The 15625-nt window shown below is 71.4% G+C and carries 13 protein-coding genes; 10 read left to right on the top strand and 3 right to left on the bottom strand.

Translation table 11 applies throughout. The features are described from left to right. Positions 1-189 precede the first annotated feature (189 nt). Positions 190-330 (top strand): hypothetical protein, encoded by a 141-nt coding sequence (locus ABIA38_RS23460; RefSeq protein ID WP_424640741.1) that lies wholly within the window; start codon positions 190-192, stop codon positions 328-330. Next, a complete protein-coding gene (locus tag ABIA38_RS23455) occupies positions 327-1424 on the top strand; it encodes a hypothetical protein (RefSeq protein ID WP_424640740.1) in 1098 nt (365 codons plus the stop codon). Before ABIA38_RS23460 ends, ABIA38_RS23455 begins: the two co-directional genes overlap by 4 nt. A 178-nt stretch (positions 1425-1602) precedes the next feature. On the opposite strand, the gene ABIA38_RS23450 is transcribed toward ABIA38_RS23455, so the two are convergent. After that, positions 1603-2499, bottom strand: coding sequence for an ABC transporter permease (locus ABIA38_RS23450; protein ID WP_424640739.1), 897 nt, complete (start codon positions 2497-2499; stop codon positions 1603-1605). Continuing rightward, entirely contained in the window at positions 2499-5276 is a 2778-nt protein-coding gene (locus tag ABIA38_RS23445; RefSeq protein WP_424640738.1) for an alpha/beta fold hydrolase, read from the bottom strand. Before ABIA38_RS23445 ends, ABIA38_RS23450 begins: the two co-directional genes overlap by 1 nt. A 162-nt stretch (positions 5277-5438) precedes the next feature. Between ABIA38_RS23445 and ABIA38_RS23440 the strand changes: the two genes are divergently transcribed. The 7 genes from ABIA38_RS23440 (at position 5439) to ABIA38_RS23410 (ending at position 12326) form a co-directional block, all read left to right on the top strand. Continuing rightward, on the top strand, positions 5439-6299 hold the full coding sequence (locus tag ABIA38_RS23440) for a (Fe-S)-binding protein (protein ID WP_424640737.1): 861 nt from the start codon (positions 5439-5441) through the stop codon (positions 6297-6299). Continuing rightward, a complete protein-coding gene (locus ABIA38_RS23435) occupies positions 6296-7795 on the top strand; it encodes a lactate utilization protein B (RefSeq protein WP_424640736.1) in 1500 nt (499 codons plus the stop codon). Before ABIA38_RS23440 ends, ABIA38_RS23435 begins: the two co-directional genes overlap by 4 nt. Next, positions 7792-8439 carry a LutC/YkgG family protein gene (locus ABIA38_RS23430; protein WP_424640735.1) on the top strand — a complete coding sequence of 216 codons (648 nt, stop codon included), beginning with the start codon at positions 7792-7794 and terminating at the stop codon, positions 8437-8439. Before ABIA38_RS23435 ends, ABIA38_RS23430 begins: the two co-directional genes overlap by 4 nt. 85 nt (positions 8440-8524) lie before the next feature. Then, positions 8525-9955, top strand: coding sequence for a class II fumarate hydratase (locus ABIA38_RS23425; protein WP_424640734.1), 1431 nt, complete (start codon positions 8525-8527; stop codon positions 9953-9955). 87 nt (positions 9956-10042) lie between these two features. Beyond that, entirely contained in the window at positions 10043-10729 is a 687-nt protein-coding gene (locus ABIA38_RS23420) for a DUF402 domain-containing protein (protein ID WP_424640733.1), read from the top strand. A 139-nt stretch (positions 10730-10868) separates the two neighbouring features. Beyond that, positions 10869-11372 (top strand): SigE family RNA polymerase sigma factor, encoded by a 504-nt coding sequence (locus ABIA38_RS23415; RefSeq protein ID WP_424640732.1) that lies wholly within the window; start codon positions 10869-10871, stop codon positions 11370-11372. A 9-nt stretch (positions 11373-11381) separates the two neighbouring features. Then, positions 11382-12326, top strand: a complete 945-nt coding sequence (locus ABIA38_RS23410) for a hypothetical protein (protein WP_424640731.1) — start codon at positions 11382-11384, stop codon at positions 12324-12326. Positions 12327-12471: 145 nt separating this feature from the next. Here ABIA38_RS23410 and ABIA38_RS23405 read toward each other — a convergent pair whose 3' ends face one another. Next, positions 12472-13404 (bottom strand): LysR substrate-binding domain-containing protein, encoded by a 933-nt coding sequence (locus tag ABIA38_RS23405; RefSeq protein WP_424640832.1) that lies wholly within the window; start codon positions 13402-13404, stop codon positions 12472-12474. Positions 13405-13630: 226 nt separating this feature from the next. On the opposite strand from ABIA38_RS23405, the gene ABIA38_RS23400 reads away from it, so the two are divergent. Continuing rightward, positions 13631-15622, top strand: a complete 1992-nt coding sequence (locus ABIA38_RS23400; protein ID WP_424640730.1) for a ricin-type beta-trefoil lectin domain protein — start codon at positions 13631-13633, stop codon at positions 15620-15622. Positions 15623-15625: the final 3 nt, after the last annotated feature.

The following is a 15625-nucleotide window of genomic DNA, read 5'->3' as shown; positions in this document are numbered from 1 at the left end:
CGTGAGCTTATTCCGTGACGTGAATCCGCGCCTCGGGCGGATTTCAAGACGCTAGATTCGGCGCCAAGTGGATTCGGTGTGCGGAGGCGCCGTTGTGTGTAACGAGAGTTCCGTAACGGCGTCGATGAAGCGCAAGCCGGACGGACGCCCGCTCGATGAATACCGAGTCGACAGCTGGGAGGCACGACGATGGCTGGACACCGCAAGCCCGGCGATGACGGGGACGGCAAGATGCCCAAGCCGCATCAGGATGGTCAGTGGGACAAGAGGAAGCCCATTCCGACGCACGACCCGACGAACCCGGACAAGGACAAGGACAAGGACAAGTGACGGGCTCCCGCCCCGCGTGGGATGCGGTCTTCAGGGGCGTTCCGCGTGCCCCGTACATCCCTGATGCGGTGTGGCTCGATGGCGTACCGCTCGACCGCAACACCGATTCCGACCAGTGGAATGCCGCCGTTCTGGCGGACGTCCCGCTCGTCACCCAAATGGACGACGGCACCGACAGCGGCGACCTGATCCCCACGTCGTCCGCCTCCATGCCGTCACTCGTTCGGCTCATGCTCGAATCGCTGGACCCGCGCACGCATCACCACGTCCTCGAAATTGGCACCGGGACCGGATGGTCGACAGCGTTGTTGGCCACCGCGCTGACGGGTGGCCGGGTCACGTCGATCGAGGTGGATCCGCTTGTTGCGATCCAGGCGCAAGAGTCCTTGCGTAGCAGCGGCTTGGCGCCGACCTTGCTCGTCGGCGACGGATTGCAGGGTCACAAGGAAGACGCGCCGTACCACCGGCTCATTGCGACGATGGCCGTTCGGCGTGTGCCCTACGTGTGGGTGGAGCAGACCGCGCCCGGCGGTGTGATCGTCACGCCCTGGGGAACGGCCTACAACAACTCCGGTCTCCTGCGGCTGTTCGTGGACGGCAATGGCACGGCGTCGGGTCGCTTCATGGGCAACGTGAACTTCATGTGGGCCAGGTCGCAGCGTGGGCCTTTCGACACGCGGGAGTTCGTCGGCGACGTCATCCCGGACCCCGACACGGCCAGGATTCGGCACACCATGACCGACCCGCGTCCCTTGCGGGAGGAGCACGCGGACTTCGCGATCGGGCTTCGGCTGCCCGAGGTCGAGCACCGCACCTTCTTCGGAAGGGGCGACCGGGCCGAGGAGTTCACGGTCTGGTACGCCGATGGGGAGTCGTGGGCATCCATCGACTACAAGCCGGGCGTGGACTCGTACGAGGTGAACGAGTCCGGACCGCGTGATCTGTGGCGGGAGATCGAAGCCGCCTACGACGCGTGGCGCGCGCAGGGTGAACCCCCGCGAGAACAGCACGGGGTCACCGTGACCCGCGATGGCCAGTGGACGTGGCTCGACGGACCGAACGGCCGGGTGGACGTCGGGCCGACGCCGACGTAGCACGACAACGCGGCAACCACCCCTACCGCCAGGCGCTCGGCCAGGGTGCCCGGCCGAGTGCCTGCCGGAAGCCGCAAGCGCATGACGACACTCGAAGAAGACGCAGCAGCCCTGCGGCGTCCGGCCACGTGCTCCCGCCGGGAGTGGACGACGTATTTCGAGAGGCGCGGAGCGCGGCTCAGGAGACGATGTCCTTGCGGCCGAAGTGGCGGAAGGCCAGGGCCAGGAAGATCGCCGCGTAGGACACCGAGATCGCGGTGCCCTTGAGCATGCCGTCCCATTGGGGGTCGGGTTGTAGGACGTCGACCCAGGCGAATTGCCAGTGGGTGGGCAGGTAGTCGCGCCACGAGCCCAGCGCCGTGACCGCGTCGACGATGTTGGAGACCACCACCAGGCCGACCGCGCCGCCCACCGCGCCCAGTGGCGCGTCGGTGACGGTGGAGAGCCAGAACGCGATGCCCATCACCACGAGTTGGGCGATCACGCCGTAGCCGACGATCACCGACATCCGGGTCAGCGCCTCGCCGGTGGGCAGCGCGCCGCCCAAGGGCAGGTCCAGCGGCCCCCAGCCGAACGCGATGGTGCCCGCGATCACGGACATCAGCGGGAGCAGGACCAGGGCCAACACGCTGTAGCCGAGCGCGACCACCAGTTTGACCCGCAACAGCCGGGCGCGCGGCACCGGCGCGGCCAGCAGATAGCGCAGCGAGGACCAACTCGCCTCGCCGGCCACGGTGTCGCCGCAGAACAGCGCCACCGCCACGACCAGCAGGAACCCGGTCGACACGAACAACGTGAACGCGGTGAAGTTCAGCGCGCTCCTGGTCGCCACGTCGACCAGCGTGGGCACCGCGTCCGCCGACGGGCTGCCGCCGATCTTGAACGCGGCGACCAGGATCCACGGCAGCGCCAGCAACAATCCGATCATGAACACCGTGCGCCGACGCCGGAATTGGCGCACCGTCTCGACCCGGATCGGCAGCGTGTGGCGCGGCCGGTAGCCGTGCGCGTGGGCCGCGCCCGGGATCGGGTGCGCGCCCTCGTCGGTGGGCAGTTCGGGGAGCTTACGGGTCATCAGGACTCCCCGATCAGGGTCAGGAACGCGTCTTCCAGGCGGCGGCGCGCGGTCACCCGGTCCACCGCGACGCCCGCGCCGACGAGTTCGGCCACCAGCTCCGAGGTCCGGGCGCCCGCGAGGTGCACGAGTACGCCGCCCTCCTCGGGCTCCACCGAGCCGACGCCCGGCAGATCCTTCAGGGTGGCGATCGCCAGGTCCGGTACGGGGGTTCCGATCACCAGCGTGTTGCCGTTGCCGACGATCTCCTCGACCGGACCGGACGCGATCAACCGGCCCCGGTGCATCACCACGACGTGCGTACAGGTCTGTTCGACCTCGGCGAGCAGGTGGCTGGAGACCACCACGGTGCGGCCGGTGGCCGCGTAGCCGATCAGCACGTCGCGCATCGCCCGGATCTGCGGCGGGTCGAGCCCGTTGGTCGGCTCGTCCAGCACGAGCAGGTCCGGCAGGCCGAGCATGGCCTGGGCGATCGCCAGTCGCTGGCGCATGCCCTGCGAGTAGGTGCGCACGTTGCGGTCGAGCGCCTCGCCCAGGTCGGCGATCTCCAGCGCCTCGTCGAAGTGCGCGTCCTGGTGCGGGCGGCCGGTGGCCCGCCAGTACAGCGACAGGTTCTCCCGCCCGGACAGGTGCGGCAGAAAGCCCGGACCCTCGACGAACGAGCCGAGCCGGGACAACACCGGGGCGCCCGGGCCGACCATTCGGCCGAAGATCCGTATCCCGCCGCCGTCCGGATGGATCAGCCCCATCAACATCCGCAGCGTGGTCGTCTTGCCCGCGCCGTTGGGCCCGAGCAGTCCGAGTACCTGACCCGCCTCCACCCGGAAGGACAGGTCGTCGACGGCCAACTTGCCGCCCTTGTAGCGCTTGGTCAGGTTGCGGATCTGGAGCGGTACCTCGGCCAACGCCGGATCCGGCGCGGCAGCCGCCGCTCGACGCCGCCCGATCAGCAGCAGGGCCAGTGCGATCGCCGCCGCGAGCAGCGGCAGGCCCCACGTCCACCACGGGTAGCCGGTCGAGGGCACGTGCAGCCCCGGTACCGACGGCAGGCTCAGCGGCCCGGCGAGCGCGACCCGATAGCCGGCCGGCGCGTCCGGCGACGCGAAGCCCAGGTCGGTCGCGGTGAGCACGAGCCGCAACCGGTGCCCCGAGTCCACCTGATGGTCGATCGCGGGCAGCCGGACCTCCACGTCCCGCCCGCCGGCCGCCCCGGACACCCGGATCGGCGCGGAGAGTTGGTGTGGCAGGACCGTGCCGCCGCCCGGCGCGACGTCGTACAACTTCGCGAACAGCACGATGTCGTCCGCCCCGGAGACCCGCACCCGCGCGGTGGGCGACCCGGTGATCCGGATGCCCTGGTCGAACCGCTCGCTCTGGAAGAACGCGCTCTGCCCCGGCAGGTCGAAGGCGATCCCGCCCAGGTCGCCCGCCCCCGCGGCGAGCTTGCCGACGCTGCTGTTCCCGGCCAGCAGGCCCAGTCCGGGCACCCCGGACACCGAGGTCGGCGCGCCGCCCGGCGGATTGGCCACGGTCTGCTCCGGCCCGGCGAGCGGGACGGTGCGCTGCCGGGTGCCGTTCAGGCCCGGGTAGTGGTCGGTGTCCGCGCTGCGCAGCCGCTGCTCGCGCGTCGCGCTGTCCACGCCGCCGGCGCGGGTGACCTGAAACGCCCCGGTCGCGGTGGGCGCGTCGGCCTTCGGCGCGGCCCGGTCGGGCTTGAGCCAGCGGTCGAACCACGCGGTGACCCGATCGCGCACCATCGCGGTCTGCGGCCGGCCGCCGTCATGGCCGCCGGCCGTCCACACCATCTCCACCGGCGCGCCGTTGCGCGCGATCGCGGCGGCGTTGCGGTCGGCCTGGTCGAGCGGGAACAGCGAGTCGTTCTGGCCCTGCACCAGCAGGGTCGGCACCGCGATCCGGTCCGCCACCGAGCCGGGACTGGCCCGGCGCAGCAGCTCTATCGCCTGCGGCGTGGCCTTCCCGCCGACCGCGACCTCGCGGTATATCGCGCACACCTGCGGGGCGAACCGGCCGCAGCCGGTGTTCGCGTCGACCGGGGCGAGCCCGCCGAGCGGGCTGATCCCGGAGGAGAAGAACAGCCCGGCCCACATCTTCTTGAACACCCCGTCGGCCGGCCCGCCGCCCGCCGCGTTCGGGAGCAGCGCGTCGGCGAGGTCGTGCCAGGTGAGCTGGGGCGCGATCGCGTCCACACGCGGGTCGTAGGCCGCGGTCAGCAGCGCGAGCGCGCCGCCGTAGGACGTGCCCGCGACGCCCACCCGGGGGTCGCCCGCCGCATCGAGGCGCACCTCGGGCCGGGTGGCGAGCCAGTCGATCAACGCGCGCGCGTCGGCCACCTCGTAGTCGGGCTGGTTCAGCATGATCTGCCCCTGCGAGCCGCCGAAGCCGCGCGCCGAGTAGGTCAGCACCACATACCCCGAACGGGCCAGCGCCTCCGCGTCCTGCCGCAACTCGGCCTTGCTGCCGCCGAATCCGTGCGCGAGCAGCACCGCGGGCGCCCGCTCGTGCACTCCGGGGGGCAGGAACAGCGTGGTGTCGATGCCGAGGCGGGCCGGCTCGCCGGGACCGGCGGCCACCTCGATCCGCTGCTCGGTGTTGTGTACGGGCGCCGCCGCGTCGTCGCGGGCCAGGGCGCCGACGCCGAGCACCGCGCCGACCACCACCGCGAGCGCGAGGACGCCGGCCACGATGCGGGACCGACGGGTGGTCAACCGCGAACGCGCGACCGCGAAGGGCCGGCCGATTGCCGTCCGGAGACTCATGCGCAGACCCTACGTGGTGCAACGACGCAGGTCGGGTCCAAGGTCCCCGCTGTCCGATCTTCCCGAGCCCGCGTCGACGCTGCGTCACACGACCGGACGCGCGGCGGGTTTGGCCGGGCGGCTGCCGGAGGACATTCGTACAGTCGATCGCGGAGGTCAATTGTGCGCCTTGCCCTATTTGTCACGTGCTTCAATGACACGCTCTTCCCGGAGACCGGCAAGTCGGTGGTCCGGGTGTTGCGCCGGCTCGGACACGACGTGGAGTTCCCGTACGGCCAGGTGTGCTGCGGGCAGATGCACTTCAACTCCGGCTATCGCCGGGACGCGGTGCCGCTGGTGCGCTCGTTCGTGGCCGCCTTCGAGGGCTACGACGCGGTGATCGTGCCGTCCGGGTCGTGCACCGCGATGGTGCGCGAGTATCACGCGACGGTGGCCCGCAGGGCGGGCGGCGCGCTGTCGGCCGGCGTCGCGCGGGTGGCGCCGAAGGTGTACGAACTGAGCGAGTTCCTGGTGGACGTACTCGGCGTGACCGACGTGGGCGCCTACTTCCCGCACAGCGTGGCCTATCACCCGACCTGCCATTCGTTGCGGCTGCTGCGGGTGGGCGATCGGCCCACCCGACTGCTGCGCGCGGTACGCGGACTGACCCTGGTGGACCTGCCGCGCGCGGACGAGTGTTGCGGGTTCGGCGGCACGTTCGCGGTCAAGAACGCGGAGACCTCGGTGGCGATGGGCGGCGACAAGGTGAGCGCCGCGCTCGAGTCGGGGGCGCAGGTGTTGTGCGCGGGGGACAACTCGTGCCTGACCCACATCGGCGGGCTGATCTCCCGGCAACACGCGGGCATCCGGGTGCTGCACCTGGCCGACATCCTGGCCTGCACCGAGGCCCTGCCGGACGTACCGCCGTACCAGCCCGGCCTGGGCGGCGCGTCGGCACCGGACCCGGCGCAGTGGGGCACGACGGCATCCGGCGCGTCCGCACTCGGCGCGGGACCGGCCCGCGGCTCGGCGGCGACCCGATGACCGCGCCACCGGTACGCAGGGAACCCACCTTCGTCGGCATGCCGCCGTTCCCCGAGGCCGCGCACATCGAGTTGGCCAACGACGTACAGCGCGCCAATCTGCGCGAGGCCACCCACACCATCCGGGCCAAGCGGGACGCGGTGGTCGCCGAACTGCCCGACTGGGAGCTGCTGCGCCGAGCCGGCGAGGCGATCAAGGACGACGTGCTGGCCCGGCTGCCCGCCCACCTGGAACGCCTGGAGGCGTCGGTCCGCGCGGCCGGCGGCACCGTGCACTGGGCCCGGGACGCGGCCGAGGCGAATGCGATCGTGGTGGGGATCGTCCGGGCCGAGGGGGCGACCGAGGTGGTCAAGGTCAAGTCGATGGCCACCGAGGAGATCGAGCTGAACAACGCGCTGGCCGAGGCGGGCATCCAGGCGTGGGAGACCGACCTGGCGCAACTGATCGTGCAGCTCGGCGAGGACCTGCCCTCGCACCTCGTGGTACCGGCGATCCACCGCAACCGGGCGCAGATCCGGGAGATCTTCGTCCGCGAGATGGGCCGGGTCGGCCGGCCGGCGCCGGCAAACCTGAGCGACGATCCGGCCGCGCTGGCCGAGGCCGCGCGGCTGCATCTGCGGGAGAAGTTCCTGCGGGCGAAGGTCGCCGTCTCCGGCGGCAACTTCGCGATCGCCGACACCGGCACGGTGTGCGTGGTCGAGTCGGAGGGCAACGGGCGGATGTGCCTGACCCTGCCGGAGACGTTGATCACCGTGCTGGGCGTGGAGAAGCTGCTGCCGACGTGGGCCGACCTGGAGGTGTTCCTGCAACTGCTCCCGCGCAGTGCGACGGGGGAGCGGATGAACCCCTACACCTCGATGTGGACGGGCATCACCCCCGGCGACGGTCCGCGGGAGTTCCACCTGATCCTGCTCGACAACGGCCGCTCGGACGTACTGGCCGACCCGGTCGGCCGGCAGGCGCTGCGCTGCATCCGGTGTTCGGCCTGCCTGAATGTGTGCCCGGTGTACGAGCGGACCGGTGGGCATGCGTACGGGTCGGTCTACCCGGGCCCGATCGGCGCGATCCTGGTGCCGCAGCTGCGCGGGATCGGCCGGCATCCGGTGGACGCGCAGACCGCGTCGTTGCCGTTCGCGTCCTCCCTGTGCGGCGCGTGCTTCGACGCGTGCCCGGTGCGGATCGACATCCCCGAGGTGCTGGTGCACCTGCGGGCCAAGGTGGTGGACGGGCGACGCGGGCCGCACGACCGGGCCGAGGAAGCCGGGATGACGGCCGCGCGGTGGACCTTCGAGAAGCCGTGGCGGATCGGCTTCGCGCAGCACGTGGCGGGCGTCGGGGCGCACTTCGTCAAGCACGGGGTGATCGGCCGGGTCCCGTTGCCCAATCGGTTCACCGGCCCGGTCGGCGCGTGGTTCGCCGACCGCGACGCGCCGGCGCCGCCCGCCGAGTCGTTCCGGTCCTGGTACAAGCGCACCGAGGGTGGTCGGGAGGAATGACGGTGGAGCGCTACGAGGCGGATCGCGAGGCCCGTACGGTGATCCTGGATCGGCTGTACACCGCCCTTGACGACCGGCCCAAGCCGCCACCGGTGCGTCGGGCGTATCGGCGCGAGCGGCCGGCCGGGATGGATGTGGTCGGGCGGTTCGCCGAGCGGGTCGCGGACTACGGGGCCGTGGTGGTGCGCGTGCACGCGACCCGCGATCTGCTGCTCGGCGCGAGCGAGTTGTTGCGCAGGGCCGATGTGGCACGGCTGGTGGTGCCCGCCGGGATCAAGCTGGCCTGGCTGACCCGGCTCGGTGTGGAGTTGGTGGTGGACTCGCCGGCGCTGACCAACGACGAGCTCGGCGAGCTGGGCGCGGTGGCCACCGGCTGCGCGCTGGCGATCGCCGAGACCGGCACGATCGTCCTGGACACCGGGGCCGACCAGGGCCGCCGGGCGCTCACCCTGCTGCCCGACTACCACCTGTGCGTGGTGCGCGCGGACCAGATCGTGGGCACCGTGCCGGAGGCGATCGCCCGGCTCGATCCGCGCCGCCCGCAGACCTGGATCTCCGGCCCGTCGGCGACCAGTGACATCGAACTGGCCCGGGTGACGGGTGTGCACGGGCCGCGCACGTTGCATGTCCTGGTGATCGGGTAGACACCCACTCCGGTCACGAACCAGGAACAACGCCGAGTCCGCGTGCCGTTGTGGCAAGGGAAGGCGAATCCAGGAGGCCAACGCGATGTCCGAGCCGGCACCGACCGCAGACCCGTCCACGGAACAACCGTCCGACGAATTCCGAATCGAGCACGACTCGATGGGCGAGGTCCGGGTGCCCGCCGCCGCCAAATGGCGCGCGCAGACCCAGCGGGCCGTGGCCAACTTCCCGATCTCCGGGCAGCGCCTGGAACCCGCGCATGTCGAGGCGCTGGCCCGGATCAAGGGCGCGGCGGCCCGGGTCAACGCCGAACTGGGCGTGCTGGAGCAGGACGTCGCGGAGGCGATCGAGCAGGCCGCCGCCGAGATCGTCACCGGCCGCTGGGCCGACCAGTTCCCGGTGGACGTGTTCCAGACCGGCTCGGGCACCTCGTCCAACATGAACATGAACGAGGTGGTCGCCACGCTGGCGACCGAGCGACTCGGGCGGGACGTACATCCCAACGACCACGTCAACGCGTCCCAGTCGTCCAACGACGTGTTCCCCTCCTCGATCCACATCGCGGCGGCGCTCGCGGTCACCCACCGGCTGATCCCCTCGCTCGACCACCTCGCCTCGACCCTCGAGGCGAAGGCCGGCGAGTTCGCGGGCGTGGTCAAGTCCGGACGCACGCACCTGATGGACGCGACGCCGGTGACCCTGGGGCAGGAGTTCGGCGGCTACGCGGCGCAGGTGCGCTACGGCGTCGAGCGGTTGCGGGCCACATTGCCGCGCGTGGTCGAACTGCCGTTGGGCGGTACGGCGGTGGGCACCGGGATCAACACCCCGCCCGGGTTCTCGGCGCGGGTGATCGCGGAGATCGCGGCGGAGACCGGGCTGCCCTTCACCGAGGCCCGCGACCACTTCGAGGCCCAGGGCGCCCGGGACGGACTGGTCGAGCTGTCCGGCCAGTTGCGCACCATCGCGGTCGGCCTGAACAAGATCGTCAACGACCTGCGCTGGATGGGCTCGGGACCGCGCACCGGGCTGGCCGAGATCCGGCTGCCGGACCTGCAACCGGGCAGCTCGATCATGCCGGGCAAGGTCAACCCGGTACTCCCGGAGGCGGTCGGCCAGGTGGTCGCGCAGGTGATCGGGAACGACGCGGCGGTGGCCTTCGGCGGCGCGGCGGGCAACTTCGAACTCAACGTGATGTTGCCGGTGATCGCCCGCAACCTGCTCGAATCGATCCGCCTGCTGGCCAACGTGACCCGGGTGCTGGCCGATCGCACGGTGGCGGGCATCGAGGCCGACGTCGAGCGGATGCGCGAATACGCCGAGTCGTCCCCGTCGGTGGTCACCCCGCTGAACCGCTTCCTGGGCTACGAGGAGGCCGCGAAGATCGCCAAGCAGTCCCTCGCCGAACGCAAGACGATCCGCCAGGTGGTGATCGAACGCGGCCACATCGCGGCGGGCCGGCTGACCGAGGCCGAACTGGACACGGCGTTGGACGTGTTGGGGATGACGCACCCGTGACCACCCGCGCGTGATGTTCTCCGCACCATGGTCCACTCGTAACATGACTCACGGTCAGGTGTTACGGGCGCTGGGTAAATCAAGGTCATGTCCAACATATTGCGTATGCACGAGCACTTCGAAGACCCCCGTTCCGCGCCCGGCACCTGGTCACCAGGGGACCAGGTGCTCTGGCGTTATCTGCGTGGCGACCAGGTTTTGGACTGCCGGCCGGTGACCGTGGTCCGGGACGAGCCCGAGCAACTCGCGGTGTGGCTCGCCGGGGGCACCTCGCGGGTCAAGCCGATGTTGCCGGACGGATCGGATATTCGGACCGCGCCGATCGAACGCAGATTCCGGCTCGGCCGGATCCCGTCGGTGGTGGAGTGGACCGGGACCGGCGTACTGATGCTGGCCCGGCCCGGTGAGCCGTGGTCGGTCTGGTTGTTCTGGCAGGCCGACTGGCGCTTCTCCGGCTGGTACGTCAACCTCGAACGCCCGCGCACCCGGTGGTCCGGCGGCGTGGACACCGAGGACCACGTGCTGGATGTGTGGGTCACCCCGGACCGCCGCTGGGAGTACAAGGACCAGGACGAGTTGGCCGCCGCGCGCGAGGCGGGCCGGCTCACCGACGAGCAGGTGGCGGCGATCGAGGCCGAGGGGCGGGCCGCCGTCGAGGCGATCCGGGCCTGGGGCGCGCCGTTCGACCAGGGCTGGGAGAACTGGCGCCCGGACCCGGCCTGGCCACTGCCGCAACTGCCGGACGACTGGGCGGACAACGCCCGGATCGCCTAGCGCCGCGCCCGGCAACGTTCGCCACCCCGCCTCGGGTCCGACCTCGGTCGGGCCCGAGGCGTTTTCCCGGTTGCCCGAATTCGGCTGCAACCCTTTTCCTCCTCGGCTGCTCTGAACGGGGTGACATCGAGGAGGCCGAATGCCGACAGCCGGACAGCGAGACTTCGAGGAGTACGCGCGAGCGCGCCAGCATCAGCTCTATCGCACCGCGTATCTGCTGTGCGGTGACGCCGATCGGGCGCAGGACCTGGCCCAGACCACGCTGGCCAAGCTGTTCCAGCACTGGAAGCGGGCAAGCCGCGCGGAGAACCTGGACGCCTACGCCAAGACCGTGCTCAGCCGCACCTTCCTGAGCGAGCAGCGGGGCCGCCGGCGCGAGCGCGCCGCGCACGAACTGGGCGCCGGAACGGCGCACCTCGGGCCACCCCCGGACCTGCGCCTGACCCTGCTCGCCGCACTGGCCACGCTGCCGCCCAAGCCGCGCGTGATGGTCATCCTGCGCTATTGGGAGGACCTGAGCGTGGAGAGCGTCGCCACGTTGCTGCGCTGCAGCACCGGCAACGTCAAGAGTCAGTGCGCCCGTTCGATGGCCAAGCTCCGGGCCGAACTCGGAGACCTCCACCTGTACGCGACGGAAAGCTGAGGGATCGTCATGGTGCGTGAAGACAGTGCGGATCGGGAGTTGCGCATGGTGCTGGACCGGGCCACGGCCGAACTGCCCCCGCTGCCGGACCTGGTGCCCGGCGCGGTGCGGCAGGGGCGGCGCCGGCGGCTGCGTTCGCGGGCCGTGCTCGGCGCCGCGGTGCTCGGCTCGGTGGCGGCGGTGGCCGTGCCGACGCTGCTGCTCGCGCCGCTGGGCGGCGGCAGCGAGACGACCGGGGCGGGCAGTTCGCAAAGCACCGGGGAACTCCCGCTGGTCCCGGCCAACTGGCCCGCGAACCAGCCGCTCGCCGCGCCGACCAAGGCCTATCCGACCGTGCAGGTCACGGAGACGGCCAAGCCCGGGGATCGAACCAAGCCGCCGAAGCTCACTCGGGAGCAGACCGAACTCCGGTACGCCTTCAAGCAGAAGGTCGCCGACGTACTGAGCAAGCTGCTGCCGGCGAACGCGGGCGAGATCCGGGTGCCGCTCGACGGCCCGCAGGACTATCTGCTGGTGTCCGGCGACAAGACGTACACCATCACCTTCCGGGTCGATGTGCCGCCCGCCGACGCGGCGAACGCCGCCCCCTCGCAGCGGCCTTCGGTCGGCCGGGACGGCGGGTCACCCGCCGGGCAGCCGAACGGGTCGTGCGCGGAGATGAGCGTGGGGCAGGGGAGCAAGATCTCGGAGATCGGCTGCACGGAAGGCAAGCTCCCGGACGGTACGCCGATCTCGGTCTTCGGCCGGTCCTCGGTGCGCGAGGGCACGGTGGGCCCGGCGACGCCGACGACCGTGTTCAACTACCACGAGGTCGGCGTGGCGCTCGCGCTGCTTGCCGACGCGAAGAGCAACACGGCCCCGGCGGTGAGCAACGAGCAGCTGGTCAAGGTGGTCACCGACTCGACGTTCCTGCAACTGGTCGACTTCTGGAAGGTCAATCGGCTCGGCCGCTGAGCGTCGATCCACCGTCGGTGGCCGCGCTCGGCGCACCACGCGCGCCGGGAGGCCGGCCGCCACGCGGCGCGGGGCGATGCTCGCCGCATGGGTGACCCGTACCCGCGGATATGGGCCGGCCGGTCTCCACCCCGAGCGGCAGCGGTCAGCGCACCACGCGCACCGGCAGACCGCCGACCGCGCGGCGCAGCGCCACCGCGAGGTCCGCGAACTCCGCACCCCGGCCCGTGCTGGATCGCATGGTCAGGCCGATCCGCCGGTACGGGGCGGGCGCGGCGAACCGGGACACCGCGAGCTGGGAACCCGGCCTGGTCTCCACGTCGATCGCGGTCTGCGGCAGCAGGGTCACCCCCAGGCCGCCGGCGACCAGTTGCACCAGGGTGGGCAGGCTCGCCGCGCGGGTCGCGCCCGCCTCGGTCGCGCCCACCTCGCGGCATACGTCCAGCGCCTGGTCGCGCAGGCAGTGGCCCTCGTCCAGGAGCAGTACGTCCAGGCCGCGCAGGGCGGCGCGGGGTACGTCGGTACGCCCGGCCAGCGGGTGGCCCTCGGGCACGATCAGGGTGAAGTCCTCCTCGTAGAGCGGGATTTCCTCGACCCCGGCGATTCCCGAGGGCAGCGCGAGGAGCAGTAGGTCCAGTCGGCCGCCGGTCAGCCCGTCCAGGAGCGAGCCGGTCTGCTCCTCGTGTACGTAGAGCTGGAGGTCGGGATACTCCTCGCGGGCCAGGCGGAGCAGCGCGGGGAGTACGTAGGGCGCCACCGTCGGGATCACGCCCAGGTGCAGCGGCCCGGTGAACGGGCGCCGGGCCGATTCCGCCTCGTCGACCAGATCGGCCAGCGCGTCGAGCACCCGGCGGGTGTGCCGGGCGACCCGCTCGCCGGCCGGAGTGAGGAGCACCCGGCGGGTGGTGCGCTCGACCAGCTGGGTGCCCAGCGTCTCCTCCAGCGCGGCGATCGCCCCCGAGAGCGCGGGCTGGCTGGTGCCCACCGCGGCGGCGGCATCCCGGAAGTGCAGGTGGTCGGCCACCGCGGAGAAGGCTCTGAGCTGCGACAACGTCGGGGTACGAGTGCTGATGGCAATCACCTGTCGAGTGCGTGCGGACGGCCGGCCCCCGGCTTCACCACGATAGGGCAACCGGCCCGGCGGGCCGTCGCCGGCGCGGATCCGGCCGGCCGGGCGGCAAGCCTGTCCGACAAGTCCCTTCAATTCCCCGCTACCCACCGGTAGCTTTCTTTCGCTCCACAGTGCCCAGATCCCCCTTGGGCGGCTCGTGCGTGTTCCTTCCAAGCCATGAAGGCGAGGGTGCATGTCCACATTCGAGCGTGTGCGCAACAAGGTGTTACCGGTGGCGCTCCTGGCGACCGTGGTGGGTCTGGCCGGCGGCCTGACCGCGAACGGGTCGGCCGTCGCCGCCCCCGCGGGGCCCGCGGCCACCGCCCTGTCCCCGCAACTGGAGGCGATCCGGCAGAGCGAGGCCCAGGCGCTGTACGGGAGCACCGGGGTCCGGCCGTTGGCCGAGCGCAAGACCTCGCTGATCTCGCTCGGCGACAGTGAGATCGCCGGCGAGGGGGTCGGGGTGTACGAACCCGGCACCGACGGGCCGGACAACTGGTGCCATCGTTCGCCCGACTCGGCGATCCACAAGACCGGGATCCCGGCCGACGTGACCTACAACGTCGCCTGCTCGGGCGCGTCCACCGGCAATATCCGAATCGGCGGCAACAAGCAGTACGCCGACGAACTGGTGCAGTCGGACAACCTGGCGATCAAGGCGCGCAATACGCGCGTACAGCTGATCCTGCTGGTCGCGGGGGCCAACGACGACATCCAGTTCGGGCCGACCATGACCGACTGTGTGACCAGGCGGGTGTTCTTCCAGGGCGAGTGTTACGGCACCTACCAGGCGGGCTGGCAGGCGCGCGCGGACGCGATGCGGCCCAAGGTCGAGCAGACCGTCCGCGACCTGAAGACCACGATGGCGGACGCGGGTTACCGGAGTGGCGACTACCGGCTCGTACTGATGGGCTACCCGTCGCCGATCTCCCCGGACGTCGAGGACAACCCGAACTTCCCCGGCTGGTACGGCGGTGGGTGTCTCGGCTACCTGCGCGACGCGGCGTGGGGGCGCAACGAGGCGGTGCCGATCTTCGAACGGGCCGAGCGCCAGGCCGCCGCGAACACCGGGGTGACCTACCTGGACAACTCGCGGCTGTTCCACGGCCACGAGGTGTGCATGGACAACACGTGGGCGCGCGGACTGTGGTTCGCCAATCCGAACGTGTTCGACCCGAATACCACGCGGCAGAGCTTCCACCCGAACGCCCGGGGGCATCTGGCCTTCGCGTCGTGTCTGACGCAGCTCTACAACTCCGGCTGGAGTCAGGCCGGTTGCGCGGATTCGGCAAGTACGGGGACGCCCGTGTTGTACCAGGGTGTGCTCAGTGCCGACTTCCGGCAGTTGCGCAACGAGGGCACCGGGTTGTGCGCGGACGCGTACGGGTTCTCGTCGCGCAACTACACGCCGGTGGACCTGTGGGCCTGCCACGGCGGGCGCAACCAGGGCTTCTGGTACGACGCGGCGAACCAGTCGCTGCACACCGAGCTGAGCCAGGACCGGTGTGTGGATCCGCTGGGCGGGGGCCGCAGTTCGGGCACCGCGTTGGTGTTGTGGGACTGCAACGGCGGCGGCAACCAGCGCTTCGTGGAGACGACGGGCACACTGCGGCCGGTCGACACCCCGACGTTGTGCGTCGCGCCGGCGACGGCGGACGCGACGTTGGGCGCCAAGCTGGTGCTGGCCGGATGCGACGGTTCGGCGGGGCAGCGCTGGGTCAAGGAGCCCGGGCAGTCGGTGCGCTTCGCCGAGCAGGTCGCGGGCGGCAGTGCGAAGTGCCTGGACGTCGACGGCGGCACGATGGCCTCCGGGTCCGGGGTGCTGGCCTGGGACTGCACCGGAAACACCAACCAGAAGTGGTGGCGCAACCCGGCCACCGGGCAGGTGCACAGCCTCAAGGACCCGGCGTTCTGCCTGGACAACCGCGGGGCCACGGCGGCCGGCGCCGGGCTGGGCATCTGGCGCTGCGACGACGCGCACGGCGCCTACCTGAACAACCTGCGCTTCGACGTGGACGCGGCCGGCCGACTGGTCAGCCGGGTCTCCGGGCTGGTTGCCACCGCGCCGACGGCGGGCACCGGCGCGATCACCCAGCAGCCGGCCGGCCCGGCAGCCGGGCAGCGGTGGACGGCGGGGGCTTCGGTGCCGCTGCCGTACTCGGTGATTTCGTACGACGCCTACTGAACG

The organism is Embleya sp. AB8, assembly GCF_049739465.1.
Taxonomy (GTDB): domain Bacteria; phylum Actinomycetota; class Actinomycetes; order Streptomycetales; family Streptomycetaceae; genus Embleya.
This window is presented reverse-complemented; position numbering and strand designations above follow the sequence as displayed.

What these genes read in the sequence shown, in the direction of transcription:
- ABIA38_RS23400 (WP_424640730.1), top strand. Translation starts at nt 13,631, where the DNA reads ATGTCCACATTCGAGCGTGTGCGCAACAAGGTGTTACCGGTGGCGCTC.
- ABIA38_RS23420 (WP_424640733.1), top strand. Translation starts at nt 10,043, where the DNA reads ATGTCCAACATATTGCGTATGCACGAGCACTTCGAAGACCCCCGTTCC.
- ABIA38_RS23410 (WP_424640731.1), top strand. Translation starts at nt 11,382, where the DNA reads ATGGTGCGTGAAGACAGTGCGGATCGGGAGTTGCGCATGGTGCTGGAC.
- ABIA38_RS23430 (WP_424640735.1), top strand. Translation starts at nt 7,792, where the DNA reads ATGACGGTGGAGCGCTACGAGGCGGATCGCGAGGCCCGTACGGTGATC.
- ABIA38_RS23460 (WP_424640741.1), top strand. Translation starts at nt 190, where the DNA reads ATGGCTGGACACCGCAAGCCCGGCGATGACGGGGACGGCAAGATGCCC.
- ABIA38_RS23425 (WP_424640734.1), top strand. Translation starts at nt 8,525, where the DNA reads ATGTCCGAGCCGGCACCGACCGCAGACCCGTCCACGGAACAACCGTCC.
- ABIA38_RS23435 (WP_424640736.1), top strand. Translation starts at nt 6,296, where the DNA reads ATGACCGCGCCACCGGTACGCAGGGAACCCACCTTCGTCGGCATGCCG.
- ABIA38_RS23415 (WP_424640732.1), top strand. Translation starts at nt 10,869, where the DNA reads ATGCCGACAGCCGGACAGCGAGACTTCGAGGAGTACGCGCGAGCGCGC.
- ABIA38_RS23445 (WP_424640738.1), bottom strand. Translation starts at nt 5,276, where the DNA reads ATGAGTCTCCGGACGGCAATCGGCCGGCCCTTCGCGGTCGCGCGTTCG.
- ABIA38_RS23450 (WP_424640739.1), bottom strand. Translation starts at nt 2,499, where the DNA reads ATGACCCGTAAGCTCCCCGAACTGCCCACCGACGAGGGCGCGCACCCG.